Origin of the sequence: Flavivirga amylovorans, from assembly GCF_030540875.1 — a bacterium.
GTDB classification, from domain to species: domain Bacteria; phylum Bacteroidota; class Bacteroidia; order Flavobacteriales; family Flavobacteriaceae; genus Flavivirga; species Flavivirga amylovorans.
Map to the genome: position 1 here is coordinate 58,037 of NZ_JAUOEM010000001.1, position 19,464 is coordinate 77,500.

At 32.8% G+C, this 19,464-nt stretch carries 12 protein-coding genes; 11 read left to right on the forward strand and 1 reads right to left on the reverse strand.

The genetic code is table 11. The annotated features are described in order from the left end of the window. Positions 1–43: 43 nt before the first annotated feature. The 7 genes from Q4Q39_RS00195 (at position 44) to Q4Q39_RS00225 (ending at position 11,780) form a co-directional block, all read left to right on the forward strand. Positions 44–1,444, forward strand: coding sequence for a TlpA family protein disulfide reductase (locus Q4Q39_RS00195; protein ID WP_303280355.1), 1,401 nt, complete (start codon positions 44–46; stop codon positions 1,442–1,444). Positions 1,445–2,018: 574 nt separating this feature from the next. Beyond that, positions 2,019–2,573 carry an RNA polymerase sigma-70 factor gene (locus Q4Q39_RS00200; protein WP_303280356.1) on the forward strand — a complete coding sequence of 185 codons (555 nt, stop codon included), beginning with the start codon at positions 2,019–2,021 and terminating at the stop codon, positions 2,571–2,573. A gap of 145 nt (positions 2,574–2,718) precedes the next feature. Then, complete coding sequence (locus tag Q4Q39_RS00205) at positions 2,719–3,879, forward strand: FecR family protein (protein ID WP_303280357.1); 1,161 nt, start codon at positions 2,719–2,721, stop codon at positions 3,877–3,879. A 109-nt stretch (positions 3,880–3,988) separates the two neighbouring features. Continuing rightward, the gene (locus tag Q4Q39_RS00210; RefSeq protein WP_303280358.1) at positions 3,989–7,483 is read left to right on the forward strand and encodes a SusC/RagA family TonB-linked outer membrane protein; all 3,495 of its coding nucleotides are present in this window, start codon (positions 3,989–3,991) and stop codon (positions 7,481–7,483) included. A 21-nt stretch (positions 7,484–7,504) separates the two neighbouring features. Further along, on the forward strand, positions 7,505–9,013 hold the full coding sequence (locus Q4Q39_RS00215; protein ID WP_303280359.1) for a RagB/SusD family nutrient uptake outer membrane protein: 1,509 nt from the start codon (positions 7,505–7,507) through the stop codon (positions 9,011–9,013). 292 nt (positions 9,014–9,305) lie between these two features. Next, positions 9,306–10,517 (forward strand): TlpA disulfide reductase family protein, encoded by a 1,212-nt coding sequence (locus Q4Q39_RS00220; RefSeq protein ID WP_303280360.1) that lies wholly within the window; start codon positions 9,306–9,308, stop codon positions 10,515–10,517. Positions 10,518–10,583: 66 nt separating this feature from the next. Continuing rightward, positions 10,584–11,780: a hypothetical protein gene (locus tag Q4Q39_RS00225; protein ID WP_303280361.1), complete on the forward strand. Its 1,197-nt coding sequence runs from the start codon at positions 10,584–10,586 to the stop codon at positions 11,778–11,780. Here the strand turns inward: Q4Q39_RS00225 and Q4Q39_RS00230 are convergent. After that, a complete protein-coding gene (locus Q4Q39_RS00230) occupies positions 11,751–12,317 on the reverse strand; it encodes an RNA polymerase sigma factor (RefSeq protein WP_303280362.1) in 567 nt (188 codons plus the stop codon). The genes Q4Q39_RS00225 and Q4Q39_RS00230 overlap by 30 nt on opposite strands. A 107-nt stretch (positions 12,318–12,424) precedes the next feature. Between Q4Q39_RS00230 and Q4Q39_RS00235 the strand changes: the two genes are divergently transcribed. The 4 genes from Q4Q39_RS00235 (at position 12,425) to Q4Q39_RS00250 (ending at position 19,250) form a co-directional block, all read left to right on the forward strand. Further along, the gene (locus Q4Q39_RS00235; protein WP_303280363.1) at positions 12,425–13,570 is read left to right on the forward strand and encodes a FecR family protein; all 1,146 of its coding nucleotides are present in this window, start codon (positions 12,425–12,427) and stop codon (positions 13,568–13,570) included. A 101-nt stretch (positions 13,571–13,671) separates the two neighbouring features. Then, complete coding sequence (locus tag Q4Q39_RS00240) at positions 13,672–17,370, forward strand: SusC/RagA family TonB-linked outer membrane protein (RefSeq protein ID WP_303280364.1); 3,699 nt, start codon at positions 13,672–13,674, stop codon at positions 17,368–17,370. 11 nt (positions 17,371–17,381) lie between these two features. Next, positions 17,382–18,923, forward strand: a complete 1,542-nt coding sequence (locus Q4Q39_RS00245) for a RagB/SusD family nutrient uptake outer membrane protein (protein ID WP_303280365.1) — start codon at positions 17,382–17,384, stop codon at positions 18,921–18,923. Between the two features lie 117 nt (positions 18,924–19,040). Beyond that, entirely contained in the window at positions 19,041–19,250 is a 210-nt protein-coding gene (locus tag Q4Q39_RS00250; protein ID WP_303280366.1) for a hypothetical protein, read from the forward strand. Positions 19,251–19,464 lie beyond the last annotated feature (214 nt).

Here is a 19,464-nt window from a genome sequence, read left to right on the forward strand (position 1 = left end):
AATCATAAAATAATCATTTTAATAAATTTATAACCATAGAACAATGAACAAAATAATCACAGTACTTATTCTTAGTTGTGTTATATTATCTTGTAAGAATGACACAAAACGAACAATAGACTATGCAATACTTTCAGGGAACATAAGTAATGCTAAGTTAAAAGCGGATAAAAAACCTTACTTAAAAATTAGTTCTTTATCTGGGTTTTCAAAAAAAATAATAATTGCTGAAGACGGTACTTTTAATGACACATTGCATTTAGATGGTGGCATATATTACACAAGGTATGCTAGAACTAAATCTAAACTTTACATGACGCCCAATACTAAGATTAAACTAACTGCTGATAGTGAAAACTATTTGAATACACTGAATTATGAAGGAGATCATGCAGATATGAACAACTATTTAGTTGAAGTAGCACCTATATTTGAGGCGTATAAATATACCAATAAAGAGAAATATATTTTAGAACCAGATATATTTTTAAAGAAGTTAGATGAAGCTAAAAGCCATGCAGAATCAGTATTGGCTCAAGTGAAAAAAATTCCAGATAGCTTAAGGCAATTAGAAAAAAAAGATATTTACTATAATTACTTGGAGGTAAAAAGTAATTATTCTGATTTACATGCATATTACATAGACAGTTTAGATTATATAGCCCCCGAAGAATTCGAAATGGCTTATAATGAAGTTTCTTTTAATAGCCCTAAAGATTTCTTTTATTCTAAGATTTACAGGGAATTGGTTGAGCTTAAAATATCAAAAAAAGCTTACGATTTAAGAGATGAAACAGGATTAGATATTAAATTTGCTACTCTTAATGTAATAGCTTCAGAAATAGAAGATGAAACCATAAGAAACCTAATGCTTATAGAACAAGTAACCTCCAACTTATCAAGGGCTAATGATGAAGAGAAATATTACAATGAGTTTTTGAAATTTTCTACAAATGTTGAAGATAAAAAAACTATTGAGAAGCTTTACAAGAGTCTGTCTTATTTATTGCCAGGTAACTCTTCTCCAAAATTTAGTGCTTACGAGAATCATGCTGGAGGCACAAAATCATTAGACGATTTTAAGGGAAAGTATGTCTATATTGATGTTTGGGCTACGTGGTGTACACCTTGTATTAAAGAACTACCATATTTAAAAGAAGTAGAAAAGGATTATCACGATAGGAATATAGCGTTTGTAAGTATTTCGGTAGACCGAAAATCTGATTATGAAAAATGGAGAACCATGGTAACCGAAGAGAATTTTGGAGGTATACAATTGTTTGCAGACAATGGTTTTAAGTCTGATTTTATGAAGGACTACAAGATTAATTCCATTCCTAGGTTTATTTTGATAGACCCAGATGGAAATATTGTCAAAGCCAATGCGCCAAGACCGTCTGATAAAAAAAGGTTAACGAATCTATTAAGTGAATTAAACCTGTAGTGATTTCCATTTATTTTAAACTATAGTCTACAATAGATTGCCATAGCTTTGTCTTGGAGCATTTTGAGTATGTGTTCTGTTTGCAACTCTAAAATGCTAAAACTTACTATACTCCGTTTTTTTGGTAACTCGAGTTAGTTAATAGAAAACCCATAACAATTTAAATTATTAGAAAGTTATGGGTTTTGTCATGGGGTGAAAGGATTCGAAGCTCTGACCATTCCGATGAGAAATCGAGTTCAAAACCCGAAAATGAACAATCACACTCTAGACCAGAACGTATTTCGTCTTATGCAGTTTTAGGTACTTTAACATAGGAACTCAGGTTAATTTAACAAACTATAAGTGTCGTTTTTTTGATACTTTTTTTATGGAAAAAGAGTTGGCCACTTTGTGAAATAGCGTTTTTAAGATTGAAAAATTGTAGTATTTAAAATAGAAGTCACTCTATTTTTTTATATGTGAAATAATAAAAGCAATTTAATCTTTTACTTTTTTTACACGGTGAAATTGTTAATAATTTAATTATATTGTCAATTCATTTTACTTTAATATCCTTTCTCTCTCTCACTAGATGACCAATGCTGATAAAAAAATATTAAAACGTCTTAAAAAGGAAGATAAAAAAGCGCTCACAGAGCTTTACGACTCCTATTGGGAAATACTGTTCTTATCATCTTATAATATTTTAAAAGAAAGGGAAGTTTGCGAAGAAATTATTCAAGATGTTTTTATCGATCTATGGCACAACCGTGCTAAGCTTCAAATTAAAATTTCTTTAAAAGCGTATTTATATGCTTGTACGAGATACAAGGTTTTTGCTCAAATTAGAAAACAAAAAGCAATCAAGGTTGAGCTGTTTGACGATTTAAAAAAACGGTTTCAGTACACAAATCCTGAAACAAAAATGATGGATAAGGAATTAGTATATCAAATCGAAAAAACAATTAGCACATTACCAAAAAAATGTAGGATTGTTTACAAATTAAGCAGGAATAGGCAAATGTCCCATAAGGAAATAGCCGAAAAACTAAGTATTTCTACAAAAACGGTAGAAAACCACATTGGCAATGCCCTTAGAGTTTTGAAAAAGTCATTGGGCTATACATTCAGTATACTTTTTTTATAATTGTGGTTTTATTAAAACAATAACATTTCACTTAAAATCTTGCTTTTTTTCAACTAAAAAATATTTTTTTTAATTTTTTTTTAGGGGATACTCTTAAAATAGTACACTTAACATATATAGCTCCAATTATCTAAACTAAATATTGATGAAACAAAAAGAAATAAATAATAAGGATTTTCAGATATTAATTGAAAAGTATTTAGATGGAAAAATTGCTTTAGATGAAATAAAGCTACTCATTAATTATTATGAAAGTTTTCAAAAAAGCCATGAATGGGTTGAAGCTTTGGGGTCTAAAAATAAGATAAAACAAAGAGTATTGATAAACATCTTAGAAGCACTTCAAGAGGAAGATTCCAAAGTAGTTCCGTTGTACAAAACAATACTATTTAAATATGCAGTTGCATCGATAATTGTATTGCTTGTAGCTTTATCTTTTACATTCAATAGAAAAGATAGTTCTTTTACTAAAACACCAACTTTGGCAGCAGAGCAAAATAACATACAAGTTGGTACAAATAAAGCCGTTTTAACTTTAAATGACGGTAGTAATATTGCTTTAGAAAAAGGTCTAAACTTCACAAACAATAACAGTAGTAGTAATGGAGAATCTATTGTTTATAATGGTGTGAAAGAAGCAAAAATCGAAACAACTTACAACTACTTAACCGTTCCTAGAGGTGGTGAATATATGGTTAAACTATCAGATGGGACACAGGTATGGTTAAATTCCGAGTCCCGATTAAAATACCCTGTACATTTTATAAAGGGAGCTACCAGAAAAGTAGAATTATTATATGGTGAGGCCTATTTTAACGTATCTTCAAGTGAAAACCATAATGGCAGTTCATTTAAAGTGATCATGAACACTCAAGAAGTTGAGGTTTTAGGTACAGAGTTTAACATTAAGGCCTATAAAGATGAAAATTTGGTTGAAACAACTTTAATTGAAGGTAGTATTACTGTAGACAACCATAGTATGGTACAAAAACTTGAACCGAATTACCAAACTGTTTTAAATAAAACTAATAATACGTTAGTCGTATCTATAGCAGATGTAAATTTTGTAACATCGTGGAAAAGAGGGATGTTTAGTTTCAAAAAGAAGCCCCTTAAAGATATCATGAAGGTAATATCACGTTGGTACGATGTTGATATCGTTTTTCAGGACAAATCACTTGAAAATTTAGAGTTTAAAGGCGCTTTAAGCAAACATCAAAGCATAGAGGAAATATTAAATCAAATAAAACTAACCAAAAATATTAATGCCTATGATATAGAAAACAATACCATAATACTTAAATAACTAAGAAAAGGGAACAAAGCTTAGACCGTCCAAAGTATAAGGCTTAGTCCCCCTGTTTTTAAATTACTAATTAATCAAAATGTTTAACTAACTAATAACATGCAAATTTATGAAAATTAAACTAACCCGACTTCTATTCTCTCACGGAAAAGAGGTGTTAATTAACATTATGAGATCGTTTATATTCTTAATGTGCTTGAGTGCTTTTAGTATCACGCCCAACAATGTACTGTCGCAGGATGCTAAAATAAAAATTGATAAAAATAAAGAGCTAACTGTAGATGAAGTGTTTGACCTTATTATGAGCCAAACAGACTACACATTTATCTATCAAGTGGATATGTTTAAAGACTATCCAAAAGTAGATGTAAAAAAAGGCACCGTTAAAGCTAATAGATTATTAGAAAAAAGTCTTGCTAAAGGTCATTTTAATTTTAACATTTCTGCTAACAATACAATTACCATTCGTGAAAGTAAAAGTGTTCAAGAGCTAGAAGTTTCTGGCACAGTAACAGATATAAATGGAGTACCACTAGCGGGAATTACTGTTTATGTCTCTAGCAGAGAGCCAGCATCAGATAATATATCGAGTGATTTCATGATTAGGGGTACATCAACTGATTTTGATGGTACATTCACTTTAAAAGCCGAAGTAGGTTATTATTTAATTGCTTCAGGTTTAGGCTATGAATTTTATAAAACACAAATTACGGCAAATCAAACAGTTTACAGCATTTCCTTAAAAGAAAAAGCTAGTACCTTAGACGAAGTAGTGATTGTAGGTTATGGTTCTACACTTAGAAAAGACCTTACAGGAGCTGTTGCTTCAATTAAAAATGAAGAAATTTTAGAATACAAGTCTCAAACATTAGATGCTTCTTTAGCCGGAAAATTAACTGGTGTTCAGGTTTTTAGTACAGGTGCGCGTCCTGGTCAAGCAGGTGTTATTAATATTCGTGGCTTAAGTTCTATTCGTGGAGATAACCAACCATTATATGTTATAGATGGCGTACCTTTTACAGCAACACCAAGTCTTAATGGGGATGAAGCGAATACCCCTTTATTTTTAGGAGCTAATGTAGCGAGCCCTTTAGCAGGTATTAATCCAGATGTTATTGAAAGTATTAGTGTTTTAAAAGATGCTTCTTCAGCAGCTATTTACGGATCTCGTGCTGCTAATGGTGTTGTTATTATAACAACCAAAAGAGGGAAATACAATCAAAAACCACAATTTCAATATTCAAATAGTTTTTCTATTCAAAATCCTGTAAACACGTTCGACTATCTGAATGCTGCAGAATATAAAGCTTTTGTTTCAGAACAAGTTCCAAGATTAGCTGCTTTACCTTTTCCTACTCAGGAAGTATTAGCTTATGAGGCCGATCCAGATAACTTTTTCGGAAATGCTGATGAGGATTGGAATGATTTGGTTACAAATGATAATGCATTTTGGTCTCAACATAGTTTTACAGTAAGTGGTGGTTCAGAAAAGGTAAATTACTTTTTAAACGCAGGCATTCAAGGTCAGGAAGGTACGGTTATTAATAATAAGATTAATCGTTATAATTTAAGTGGTAATATTGACGCTCAAGTTAATGATAAGTTTAAAGTAGGTGGATCTTTTAATTATAACTATTTAGTAAATAAAATAAGTGGAATAGTAAGTATCGGTTCAAGTAGTGACCCTTCTGCAACTAAGTCTAGACCAGATTTTCCTGCTTTTAACGAAAATGGAGGTTTTGGAAGTGTTCCTTTTTTTACACCCGATGGTCCAGACTCTGTATTCAATGCTTTAGGCGATTTGGGGAGTTATAAAAGTAAGAATATTGCTAAGAATCTATTTGGAGCAGTTTATGCTGAATACCAAATTATAAAAAATCTAAAGTTTAAATCTCAAATTAGTATTGGTGTTAATGATGACGTAGGGACGGTATTTACGCCTTCATTTACAACTAGAATAATAAATAGCTCACTAGACGGTGCTACCTTAGTAAAGGGAAGTAATAGTGGCTGGAATTCAGCTTTCGAAAACACCTTAAACTATAATGGCACCATTAACAAAGACCATAAAATAAACGCCATAGCAGGACTTTCTTATAACCGAAATAGGTTTGATAGTGAAAGTATACAATTTAGACAGTTCCCTGATGACGAAATTCTTATAGGTTCTGGTGATGCTACTATAGCTGAGGATAATAGAAATGAAGCTTTTGAATCGGTATTAAACTCTGTTTTTGGTCGAGTAAAATATAATTATAAAGACAAATATCTTGTAACAGGTACCTTACGCTATGATACCTCTACAAAATTTGGACCAGAGAACCAAGCTGGTTATTTTCCTGCTATAGGATTAGCATGGAATATGCATAACGAAACATTTTTAGAAAACAATAGCGCTATAAACCAGTTAAAACTAAGAGCCAGTTTAGGGCGTACAGGTCAAGATAATGTAGGCGCCTTTGCTTTTACTTCAATATTTGGTTCAGGGAATTTTTACACAGGCTTAAATGGTACTGCTGTTACAGGTCTTGCAAATTCACTTTTAAAATGGGAAACTACAGATCAATTAGATTTAGGGGTTGAAGTAAGTTTGTTTAATAATAGACTTACTGCAGACGTAGGTTATTTTGAAAAGAATACCAATGATATTATTTTATTTCTAGATGTTGCCCCTCAAAATGGTAGCCCAAGAAATAATCAAAATATTGGAGAAGTGTCCAATAAAGGTTGGGAGATTTCAATTTCAGGGGATGTTGTGAGATCCAAAAATTTTACATGGAACTCAGCTTTTAATATAAGTTTTATTAAAAATAATATAGAAAAATTGAACAACGCTACGCTGAGTGTTACAGGTAATCTTTTAAATGTTCCTTTAAAAGAAGGTCAAGAACTAGGCTCTATAGTTGGTGGTATTGTAGTGGGCTTAGCAGAAACCCAGCAACAAATAGATGATCTAAATGCTGCTGCGCTTGCTGCTGGTGCTCCCACAGGTGTATATCACACCAATTTAACAGAACCTGGGGGGTACATATTAAAAGATACAGATGGAAACGGATACATAAATGACTTAGATCAGCAAAATGTACTTGGAACCTCCAATCCTGATTATTTTGGAGGTTGGACTAACCGTTTTACATATAAGAATTTTGATTTAAATATCAATTTTCAATTTGTAGAAGGTATTTCTAAAATTTTTAGGTTATATCAAACAGATGAGGTATTAATTACCGAAAATCAAGTTAAAAGTCATTTAAACGAGATATGGTCTCCAACAAACTTAGACGGCACACTACCACCTTTCGGTTCACGTAGTTACAACGATGGTAATACTAGTGCAAGTGTTTTTGATACCTCTTATATTAGGTTACGTTCAATATCTTTAGGGTATCAATTCCCTCAAAAAATATTAAAAACAATAGGCGTGTCTAATGCTAAATTAATGCTTAGCGGTAATAACTTATTTACGATTACTGACTATCCAGGCTTAGATCCAGAAGATGGCACTAATGACAGAAGAGGAAATGTATCAGATGTTATAAGAGATAATGGAAACAGCTATCCTTTAGCGAAAATCTTTACGATTGGACTTAACGTAACGTTTTAATTAAAAAATATCTAATAGATTATGAAACATATTAAAAACATATATATATTAACGCTTTGTATCACATTACTAAGCTTACAATCATGCGAACTGACTCCAGTAGTTGACGAGGTAGAACCATTGTTTCTTATAGATGCAGACGTTTCTGTAACAGATGAAAATTCAGCTAATAATGCTTTAATAGGGGTTTATAGTCAATACACGCAAAAAGGGCTTCATTTTCCTACTTTTTTTATAATGCCAGATATTTTAATTGGGTATTCTAACCTTGGATTCGCTACTGCTCGTAATCCTGAAGCGCAAGCATGGGCTACTAATAATCCTTTAGTTGCTAATGGTGATGTTATGAGGAATTCTTATGCTGAACTATATACGACTATAAATAGAGCAAATTGGGTCATCAATTTAACATCAAAACTTGATGCATCTGTTTTTAATAGGCCTGAAAGACAGGCTGAGATTATTGCAGAAGCTAAATTATTACGAGCAATCACTAATTTGTATCTATTGCGTACTTGGGGACAGTTTTATGATACAAACTCTGAATATGGTATTGTACTTCGTACAGATCCAGCTTTGAAGGCAGAAGTCTTTCCAAGAAATACGGTACAAGAAGTTTATGATTTAATATTAAGCGATATAGAAGATGGTATTGCGAATGCTCCAGATAATAGAGGCAAACAGTTTTTAAACAAAACATTTGCACAAGCTTTTAAAGCTAAAATATTATTATACATGGGTAATTATGCTGAAGCAGCGGCAGTTGCTAAGGACGTAATGGATAATGCTGGGGGTGATTTTGACTTACAACAAGCACCTTTTTCTGACCTCTTTTTTCCACATACCTCTCTTGAGTTATTTAATAAGTCTGAAATACTCTTTGCTATGGGAGGAAGTCTTGAACAAGGTCCTTCTAGTCTTGGATATGCTAGGTTTTATTATGGAATTGTCGCGTCAGTATCTCCAGCGTATACAAGTTTGGCCGGAACAGGAGCTCTAATGGTTAATGGGCAAAGTATTAATCATGATGGAGAGAGAATTTCTTCTACAGTAAGTCGTGGTAGGTTTGGAGCACTTGTAAGTTCTAAATACGGTGATTTTGATTTCAATCTTGAAATGCATTATATAATGCGTATGTCGGAATTGTATTTAATTTTTGCTGAAGCAAATGCAAGAGCTAACAATATGGTTACTACTGATGCGTTAAATGCATTAAATGCTGTTCGTTTAAGAGCTGATGCTACCACAACTGGAGGAGATGGCTTTGAAACCTACCCTGCCACTATTGGTTTAGATCAATTTTTAGAAGCAGTACGTATAGAAAAATTGATGGAACTCTATGTTGAAAATGGAGAAAATTGGTATGACGCTGTACGTTATGATTATGCAGATGGTTTTGGTGCAGGGTTTCAAGTATCTGATATAAAACCATCAGCAACTGATTCAGATAAATTTATTTTTCCAATTCCACAAGAAAATTTAGCATTAACGGGAGACATTGTTATTCAGAATCCTGGATATTCAAATTAATTTTAGAACTCTTAAAAAAACTCTATAAATAGTTATATATTTTTTATAGAGTTTTTTTTATATAATGATGCATCATTTTAAAAGTTAGGAGTAATTATTAAAAATTTAGACACTAAAATTACTAGTAGCATCGTGTATAGAAGAGAATCAACACCCCAATGCTTTTTACCCTTCGAGTGAAATAAACGAGAGTGGTGAGTAATTTGTATTTCGGATATCCTGGTAAAGAGTATAAAATATTAAGCACTTCAGATAATTTTGTAAACCAGATTAACATAAATAATTAACAAAAATGAATATTTCCGTATTTAGATTAAAAATTGTAGCAGTCCTATACATTATATCGAGTGTAGCATTAACTGGCTGTAAAAAAGAATTAAAACATGATGGTTATACCATTAATGGTAACGTTAAAGGACTGGACAACGGATGGGTAAAGTTAGTTGAAACCCAAGGAACAAGAACTTCACCTAAGACTCTGGATAGTACTGAAATTGTAAATGGCCATTTCGCATTTAAAGGAAAGGTGGAAGTTTCTGATATGGTAAACCTACAAATAAATAAAAAAAGCACAAGGTTCATGCTTGAAAATAGCAATATAACTATAGAAATAGACTGGTCTACTGTAAAACCAAATGATTGGGAATTTACCCCCGAAATTTCGGGTTCAAAAACTCATGACGAGTATTCAAAAATGCAAGAAAAAGCACAGACAGTTTTAAATGACCCTAAATATACAAAACTTGAATCCCTTCGAGATGCTTATGCTAAAGCCAAAAAAAGTAATGATTCAAAATTACTGGAAGAAGCGATGTCACTACAAAAAGAATTAGCTCCTTTATTTGAAGAACGTAATGCTAAATACGTTAAAGTTAAGCATGACTATGCAATAAGCAATCCAAATTCTCCTGTGGCTGTCCATGTATTAGGGTACCAGTACACCGAAGGAAGAATGAGTAAAGATGAACTCAAGACATTTTACAATTTATTTTCTGGTGATGCCAAAGAAACAGCATTTTACAAAGGACACATGACTAAAGTATACAAAGATATTTTTGAGAATTTGGGTGTGGGTAATAAAGCCCCGGATTTTACTTTAAATACTATTGATGGTAAACCATTGGCATTGGCTGACGTAAAAGCCAAATATCGTTTGATCGACTTTTGGGCAAGTTGGTGTGTACCTTGCAGAAAATCATTTCCGCACCTAAAAGAATTGAGAAAAAAATATGGCGCAGACAATTTTGAGATTGTTGGAGTAGGGACAGCCGATATTGAAGATAAATGGAAAAAAGCGATTGAAGAAGACAAAATACCATGGATTAAGTTGTTTGATGCATCACCTTCAAAAAAAGGAAGGGCACATTATGGTCCTGTGGCAAAAAACTATGGAGTCCCTTTTCTACCAACCACTTTTTTAGTAGATGAAAATCAAACTATTTTATTAAGAAACCCAACCAAGGAGGAATTGGATGCTAAACTAGTCGAACTTTTGGTTAAATAAATAAAAGAACATCTAAAATTATTGACTTTAAAATTTAAAGGATATGTATAAATTATCAAAACGATCATGCTGGTACTGGTTTTTGCAGTTTGTACTATTGGTAATGCACAAGCAGAGCGACAAGATATAAGTGTATTGTATGTTGGGTATAACCCAGAAAAACCAATACCTGAAAACTTAGAGTCTTCTCGGGTAACTGGAGGTATGGCTCCAGAGCGATTTAAAAAAGAATATGGTAGCAGGTGGTCAGCATTTAAAAACTTATTAGAAACCTATTTTATAAAAGTTACTGCGGTAGACCCTAGAGACTACAAAGAAGAAATGTCTGAACAACATGACGTAACTGTTTTTGATCAAGCCCCAAACCCAATTAAGGAACGTACCATCCATAATGACCCTGAAACTGGAAAATTTGTGAGTATGGAACCTGCTAAATATGTGAGTGACCATTTTAATAGTGCATCTATTTTTATTGGTCACACAGCATCCGTTATTGGATCTAGTTTAGGCTCTAAACTTGATTGGTACTGTTTGTGTTTGGACAGACATGTACATCATATTAAAACAGAACATGAAGTTTTTGGTGAGCCATTTAAAACGTCAATTACACTTAAAAGCCAACCTACTCCCAAAGAAGTATTAGAGTCTTACGATGGTAGTAATGCTTCTAAGAACATCTTAATGTGGGAAGTAGATAAAGAAGGATATATGGATGGAAACGGATTTAGGGTTGGTATGGTTGCCAGAGGCTGGAACTTTGAAGATTCACCAAATTCTGAAATTATTTCAGGAGGTGTTAGCTCTAAACAAAAAACGGCAGTTGCATTAGGGCAACATGGAAACTTCTTTTTATGGGGGTTTGCAGGATCTCCAGACTACATGACCGAAGAAGCAAAAATAATATTTGCCAATGCAATTGTATATAAAAACAAACATAAAAATGATAAAATAATAGTTAGAAAATACAATGAACGTATTGCCACCAAAGAGTATATCGATGAGATGTTATTTTATACAACCAAGCCCTCGTTTGATTCTTATGTGAAAATTATAAAAGGTTCTAATGAATCTTCTTTAAAGCAAAAAGAAAAATTTAAGAAGAAGAAAGAAGCAGGTGAAAAATTAAATAGAATAGAAGAAATGATACTTAATAGTAAGCCAAAAGCTATACCAGATAGAGAGGATTATATTAAAAAGTACATAGGTAGAAATTCTTGGTCATCAATCACAGGTTTAGACACGTTGGTTATTAGAAAATTTTAATTGAGTGACCTCTTTTCTTATGGTAATAAGAGCTTTTCGTATCTGGCTTTCTACAGTACGAACAGAAATACCTTTCATGTCAGCAATTTCCTTGTACTTATAACTATTAATTTTGTTAAGGATAAAAATTTCTTTACGTTTTTCGGGAAGTTTATTTATTATGTTTTCTAATAAAACGAAGTATTGTTCTTTTTTGTCCTCTTCAAAGCCTTCAAATTCTATAATAGCAGATAATTTTAAATCGTCCATTAATGTTTTTTGGCGCTTTTCTTTACGACATATATCCATATAACGATTAAAAGCAGACCTATACAAATAAGCAGATACGGACGATCTGATATGCATGTCTTCTCTTTTTTGCCATAAATACATTAACGTGTCTTGAACAACGTCTTCTGCTAGTGAAGCATTGTTAGAGAGAGAATAAACATATTTGCACAACTTGTCATAATTTGCTGAATAAATATGCTTAAACGTATTTTCGTCACCTTCTTTTAGTGTAGATATTATATTTTTTTCATTTTTAGACCCCCCCATAATGAGCGCTCAATTTAGAACTTCTAATTTTAAAAACAAACAAAAAATAAAAATTAGGTAAGGGTTTTTTAAAATTTTAACGCCTTAAATAAAAGATCTGTATAAAAATGAGTAGTAAAGACATATTATTCTTAATAGAAAAATACTTCAATGATGATATTTCAAAAGAAGAATCTAAAATCTTAGAATCTCTCCTTAAAGATGAAGAAAATGCACGAATCTTTAAGGATGTATTTCAAGAGTATCATATTCTTAAAAATAAAGATAAGCATTTTAAAGGGGAAGAATTTTTAGAAAAAATTATTACACCTAAAGCGCCTCCTTATAAAAAGGTATTTAGACTGTCAAACATATATAAATATGCAGCTATGATCGTTTTTATATTTGGTCTTAGTTTTGCTTTCTATAAACTTGCTCCAAACTTTAGAAGTACAGCTATAACACATGATATTATAGACGAAGACGTACAGATTAAATTTGAAGACGGCTCTAAGCAGATACTAGCTCTTAAAGGATTAGATAGCTTAAAAAATAAGGAGAATATAACATTAGGTTATCTTAAAAATGGTGAGTTAACATACAAGCGTTTAAAAACGGAAGTATTGGTATACAACACCATTAATGTACCTTATGGGAAACACTTTCAAATGACACTTTCAGATGGCACTATAGTATACTTAAATGCAGGTACGCGCTTAAGGTATCCTGTAAACTTTATAGAGGGGCTTAAAAGAGAAGTTTATTTAGAAGAAGGTGAAGCTTATTTTGATGTTACTAAAGATGAGAAACATCAATTCATAGTAAATACCAAGGCTATAGATGTTGCAGTTTATGGAACAAAGTTTAATGTCTCTGCATATCAAAACGATAAATTTATAGAAACTACTTTAGAAGAAGGTTCTGTAAAAGTATATGAAAAGGACAATATAAACAATGCTCTGCTATTAGTTCCTAATGAACAATCTATATGGAATAATAGCGCTCAAAATATGAGTAAAAAAGAAGTTTATAGCAATATATATTCAAGTTGGATAAAAGGTGAATTACAATTTGAAAATGTGCTATTTGAAGATATTACTAAAAGATTAGAACGCCACTTTAATGTGGCTATTCAAAATGACAATACAGATTTAAAAAAGGAATCTTTTACAGCAAGTTTTAAAGAAGAAACTTTAGAAGACATTATGTTGTATTTCAGTAAAAGTTATGGATTTAAGTTTAACACTAATAAAAAAAGAATAACTATAAGATAAAAAACGATATAAATAAAAAAGACCGAAAGATGGTGACACATCTTTCGGTTTAAGAAAGCGATTAACAACAATATTAACCACCAATTTTAAAGCACAAAAGTATGAAAAAATTACTGAACTATGCCTGTGGCATATCTTCTTTTCTATTAAAATCAAACAAGAAAATGGGATTAACATATGTCTTTTTGTTCGTAAGCTTACTACAAGTAAACGCAACACCAAACTCGCAACCCAAAATTAGTATAGATTTAGAGAATGTTACTATTAAAGAGGTATTTCTTCACATACAAAGTGTAAGTGATTACAAGTTTTTGTATAATACTAAACATTTAGATGTCAATAAAAAAACATCTATTAAGACTAGTAGAGAATCTATAGAAAAGATATTAAATATTTTATTTAAGGATGTCATAGATATTGATTATGAGATTATTAAAAACCAAGTCATTTTAAAAAAAAGAACATTAAAGGCTGCAAATTCTACTATAATAAGGCAAAGCATGCAGCAGAATGAAGTAACAGGGACTGTTTCCGATAAAAATGGGTTGCCTCTATCTGGATTAACAGTTTATGTATCAGATAGAGAACCTGCAAGTGGACAAATACAATCAGACTTTATTATCAGAGGAACTACTACTGATTTTGACGGTAAATTCACCTTAAAGGCTGTTACAGGATACTATCTGGTTGTGTCTGGATTGGGTTACAAAATGTCAATCCAACAGATTACTGCCGACACAACAGTTTATGATATTACACTTCAAGAACAAACAAATGAACTAAATGAAGTTGTAGTGGTATCATCAGGCTATAAAGAAATCTCAAAAGAACGTGTCACGGGAGCTTATGTTGGTATAAAGAAAAGTCAACTAGAAAAACCAGCATCCAGTATATCAGAGCGATTAGTAGGTGTGGTAGCTGGTCTTCAAAGCACAATAAACCCTGATGGTTCTATAGATTTTCAAGTTAGGGGTTTGTCTAGTCTTGGTGCTAATCAGAAACCACTTATTGTAGTAGACGGTTTCCCTATAGAAGGAGGTTTTAATCCATCAGATGAGGTATTAGGATCTGGTAACCCAAATATTATTGGTGGGTTTAACACCATCAACCCTAATGATGTTGAGAGCGTTACAGTGTTAAAAGATGCAGCAGCAACCTCGATTTGGGGTGCTCAGGCTGCAAATGGTGTTATTGTTATCACTACTAAAAAAGGAAAAAAAGGAAAAACTAGTGTTTCTGTGTCCTCATTTGTGAGAGCATCTAGCAAAATAGATTTAGATTATGCGCTTACTAGAGCTTCAAGCGCTGATGTTATTGCGTACGAACAACAGGCATTTGACACCGATTTTTTTGGTAGTGTTTTTGGTGGTCTACCAGGTATGAGCGCATCTGGGCGTGACTTAATCCCTCGCTCTCAAGCTATAGTAGCCATGAACGAAGCCCGATTAGGGAGAATAACCGATACTGAAAGAGATGTTACACTAGCAATGTTAGCAAATTTAGATAACTCACAACAAATAAAAGATTACCTTTTAGAGGCGCCTTTAACGACCCAGCATAATATTAGTATTTCTGGTGGTAATGACAGAATGACTAATAGCTTATCATTATTATATGAAGATAGAAATGGTTTTTACATAGGAGATGAAACCAAACGTTACTTAGTTAATTTTAACAATCGTACCAACCTATCTAAAAATCTTATTTTTGATTTTGGGGCTATGCTTCAACATAACGATATTGATACAGATTCTGGTGATATGTTAAATACCATACGCTCACTAGCACCTTGGGACATGTTGAAAAATACTGATGGCAGTCTAACTGACATGTCATACTTACAATACTATAGACCTAACCTAGACGTTTTTGTCCCATTTGAAAGCTTTCCATATTCAGATTGGTCATATAATCCAATTGCTGAAGTACAGGGTAGAAGTTTTAATACTAAAGAATTAAATGCACGTATCAATGCTGGTTTAACTCTAGATATTATTAAAGGGTTACAATTATCTTCAAGAATACAGTATGAGATTTATAACTCAAATGCAGAGAATTATTATAGTGATAAAACCTTTGAAGTACGTCGATTTATAAACGAAACGTCTGGTCCTGAGTGGAATTCTGGAGGCATTCCTACGCAACTGGTTCCTTCAGGAGGTATTTTAGAACAAGGTAAAAGCGAAATTAGAAGCTATAATTTTAGAAATCAGTTAAGCTTTAACCGTACCTTCGGCGAAAAGCATAATATATATTTTGTAGGAGGTACAGAGCTACGTAGCAGAGTGAGAACTACAACTGCTAACCCCCCAGCATTTGGTTATGACCCAGAAACTCTAGTAACCTCAGAGCTTCTAGGAAATATAAATACAGCTACATTGTGGGATTTTACCCCTGGTCGATTTGCTAATCTTTTATATAACTTTAGTTTAGCACCAGAACACCAATTTACTGAAAGCACAGATCGATTTTTCTCTTTATATGGTGATTTATCATATACGTTTAATGATAAATATACTATTAAAGGAAATTATAGAACAGACGCATCTAACACTATTGCACCAGACCCTAGTTTACGTTACAATCCATTTTGGTCTGTAGGTTTAGGGTGGAACATTGGTAAAGAAGACTTTATGGACAATATAGGCTGGTTAGATAAACTTTATATAAGATCTAATTACGGTATACAGGGTAATATCATACCTAGTGCATCATTTAGCCCACTTATAAATTTAGGGGGTTCATTAGATGATGTTACTAATCAACTCACAGCACAAATTGTTGATTTTGGTAATCCAGAACTTAGATGGGAAGAAACCAAAAGTTTTAACATTGCAACAGATTTCTCTATTCTGAGCGGAAAAATTAACGGTTCTATTGATTTCTATCGTAAAGAGGGTGTCGATTTACTTGTTGACCAAGGCATACCAACGGTATATGGTACCGGACAGCAATTATTGAACAATGGTAGAATGGTTAATAAAGGGATTGATATAAGCTTAGGAACTTATATTCCTATAAAAGGACAAGACATTGTATGGTCTGGTAATTTTACATTTAGCCATAATAAAAATGAAGTTACCCAATTTGTTAGAGGACCTTATCGTCCTTTCGAGTTATATTCTGGTCCAACAACCTCTTATAGAGAAGGTTTTGATGCCAATACACTTTGGGCTTACCAATATGCTGGATTATTTGATAATGGTAGTGGTAATATGGTGCCTTCTGTTTTTGGTGAAAATGGTTCTCAAGCACAGATAGGGACTTCTGTTCCTGGAGATGCGCGTAATTTTTTCACTAATCAAGGAACCACCAATGCACCAACGGTTATTGGTATTAGAAATGCATTTAAAATTTATGATTTTGACCTCTCTTTTATCATAACTGGTAAGTTCGGTCATGTTTTTAGAAGACAAGGATTTAATTACTATGCCTATACAGGTGGTGGGAATACCATTGTTAATGAAAAATATGGAGAAGTAGCTAATGGTGACCCCAATAGCATCATCCCAATTCCTGATGGACGAGAACAGAATTACTCATTCTATGGTACATTTCATCCTTATATGGATTACCTAACACAAGATGCTTCTCATATAAGAATACAAGAAGTTAACTTAACTTATTCATTACCAAAGAGAATTACCGATAAATTGGGTTTAAACGCCTTAAGCTTTTATACACAGGCTAACAATTTAGGCGTAATATTATTTAATGATTTTAATGAAGACCCAGAGTTTCCTAAAGGGACATTAAGACCACAAGCTACGTATACATTTGGAATGAATTTAAACTTTTAAATTAAAAAATTATGAAAAAAGCATATCAATATATACTGGTTATAACACTAGCCATTACATTCATGAGTTGTGATACTTTTTTAGAAGAGCCCCCTTCTAAATCTGCTGCTGTGGCTCCTAAAACTTTATCAGATTATGAAGCCTTGTTAAACAATTACCAAGATTACATTGATGAAACCCCATTACCATTGGTATACGGTACAGATGACTATGAGTTATCTACAACATTATTTGATGGTTTTTTTAGAGCCTATGGCTCACAAGAAACTACTTTTGGCACTTGGAATACGGAACTTGGAGCTTTTGAAAGAATCTTTGCTACAGGCTGGCCAGAAGAATGGCAAAAGGTATTTAATGCCAACCTTATATTAGACAATATTGGAGGTGTACCTGATGCCACAGATGAAGAAAAAGCTAACCTAATAGCAGAAGCTCACTTTATTCGAGCCTACAGTTATTTCGTTTTAGCAAATATATACTGCTTACCTTATACTGAAACCAATAAGGCGGAGTTAGGATTACCCATTAGAGTAAGCACAACCTTTAGTGAAAATTTAGAACGTGCTACACTAGAAGAGACCTATGCTTTAATTGAATCAGATTTGATGAATGCGTTTCAAATAACCCGTTCGTTTGGTCAAGAAAACGGTCTTAATTACTCATGGCGTGCTAGTACAGCTGCTGTAAATGGGTTTGCTGCACGTTTTTACTTAGCTTTAAATGATTATATCAAAGCACAGGAATATGCACAAGCTGCTCTTGATGAATACGATGTTTTAAGAAATTATAATACCGACATGCGTTTTTCAGATATTCCCGCATTCGCATTCATATTAAATCCTGGTCCCACTCAAATAGAAATATTTTATCCGTACACCCATGATCAGCGAGGCGATATAGTACAAGACAGGTTCGAGTTTGGGGAATCATATTACTTCAGGCAATTAAATAATCGTAAATGGAATACCTTTCCTTCTCAAGATTTATTAAGTCTTTATGACCAAACCAATGATCTTAGGTACAAATTTCATGTAGTTGAAGATTATTCTTATACAATTGGAGCATTTAGGCCACCTTTTAGTTATCCTGGATATATTTTCTTCCATAGAGGGCATATTCCAAATGGACCATCGGTTCCAGAAATGTTATTAATAAAAGCAGAGTGTCAAGCTAGGCAAGGTATGTGGGCAGAAGGTTTAGGCACAGTTAATATTCTAAGAGCTGCAAGAATGGACGTTTCTGCACCTGCAAGTGCCATTAATTTAAGTGCTGTTTCGCAAACTGAAGCAGTAACAAAAATATTGGAAGAACGCCGTAGAGAAATGCCTTTTGTACATAGATGGTACGATGTAAGGCGTTACAATAATAACAGCGACCCATCCGATGATGTTATTATGACAAGAACATTTTATCCCTTTACTGCAAATGCTATTTTAAGTGATCAAGCACCAGTAACTACAACTTTGGATAAAAACTCTAGGAAATTTGCATTTCCAATTCCTGATCAAGAAATAGTAATATCTAATGGTGCCTTAGAGCAAAATAAATACTAGCTAATTGGTAATGATATAAAGAAGGCTTATCAAATAGATAGGCCTTCTATTTCAAAAGAAAGCTCAAAATATATCTAAAAATAATCCGACATCGTTGCTGTATAGTATTTAAATGACATGTTGATACGCAAGCAAATAGATGAAAAAATCACAGGTTTTATGCTTGAAAATAGCAATATAGTTATAGAAGCAGACAGGTCTGCTGTAAAACCAAATGATTGGGAATTTGCCTCTAAAATTTCGGGTTCAAAAACACATGATGAGTATTCTAAAATGCAAAAAAAAAAGCAGAGGCAGTTTTTAATGACCCTGAATATGCAAAACTAGAATCCCTTAAAGATGCTTATGCTAAAGCAAAAAAAATAATGATTCAAAATTACTGGAAGAAGCGATGGCACTACAAAAGGAACTAGCACCTTTATTTGAAGAACATAGTGCTAAACACATTAAGATTAAGTATGACTATGCAATAAACAATCCAAATTCTTCTGTGACTGTTCATGGATTCAGGTATTTGATGTCAATGAGAACAGAAACTATG

Excerpts from the sequence above, each read along its gene's own strand:
- Q4Q39_RS00195 (WP_303280355.1), top strand. The coding sequence starts at position 44 with ATGAACAAAATAATCACAGTACTTATTCTTAGTTGTGTTATATTATCT.
- Q4Q39_RS00200 (WP_303280356.1), top strand. The coding sequence starts at position 2,019 with ATGACCAATGCTGATAAAAAAATATTAAAACGTCTTAAAAAGGAAGAT.
- Q4Q39_RS00205 (WP_303280357.1), top strand. The coding sequence starts at position 2,719 with ATGAAACAAAAAGAAATAAATAATAAGGATTTTCAGATATTAATTGAA.
- Q4Q39_RS00210 (WP_303280358.1), top strand. The coding sequence starts at position 3,989 with ATGAAAATTAAACTAACCCGACTTCTATTCTCTCACGGAAAAGAGGTG.
- Q4Q39_RS00215 (WP_303280359.1), top strand. The coding sequence starts at position 7,505 with ATGAAACATATTAAAAACATATATATATTAACGCTTTGTATCACATTA.
- Q4Q39_RS00220 (WP_303280360.1), top strand. The coding sequence starts at position 9,306 with ATGAATATTTCCGTATTTAGATTAAAAATTGTAGCAGTCCTATACATT.
- Q4Q39_RS00225 (WP_303280361.1), top strand. The coding sequence starts at position 10,584 with ATGCTGGTACTGGTTTTTGCAGTTTGTACTATTGGTAATGCACAAGCA.
- Q4Q39_RS00230 (WP_303280362.1), bottom strand. The coding sequence starts at position 12,317 with ATGGGGGGGTCTAAAAATGAAAAAAATATAATATCTACACTAAAAGAA.
- Q4Q39_RS00235 (WP_303280363.1), top strand. The coding sequence starts at position 12,425 with ATGAGTAGTAAAGACATATTATTCTTAATAGAAAAATACTTCAATGAT.
- Q4Q39_RS00240 (WP_303280364.1), top strand. The coding sequence starts at position 13,672 with ATGAAAAAATTACTGAACTATGCCTGTGGCATATCTTCTTTTCTATTA.
- Q4Q39_RS00245 (WP_303280365.1), top strand. The coding sequence starts at position 17,382 with ATGAAAAAAGCATATCAATATATACTGGTTATAACACTAGCCATTACA.
- Q4Q39_RS00250 (WP_303280366.1), top strand. The coding sequence starts at position 19,041 with ATGTTGATACGCAAGCAAATAGATGAAAAAATCACAGGTTTTATGCTT.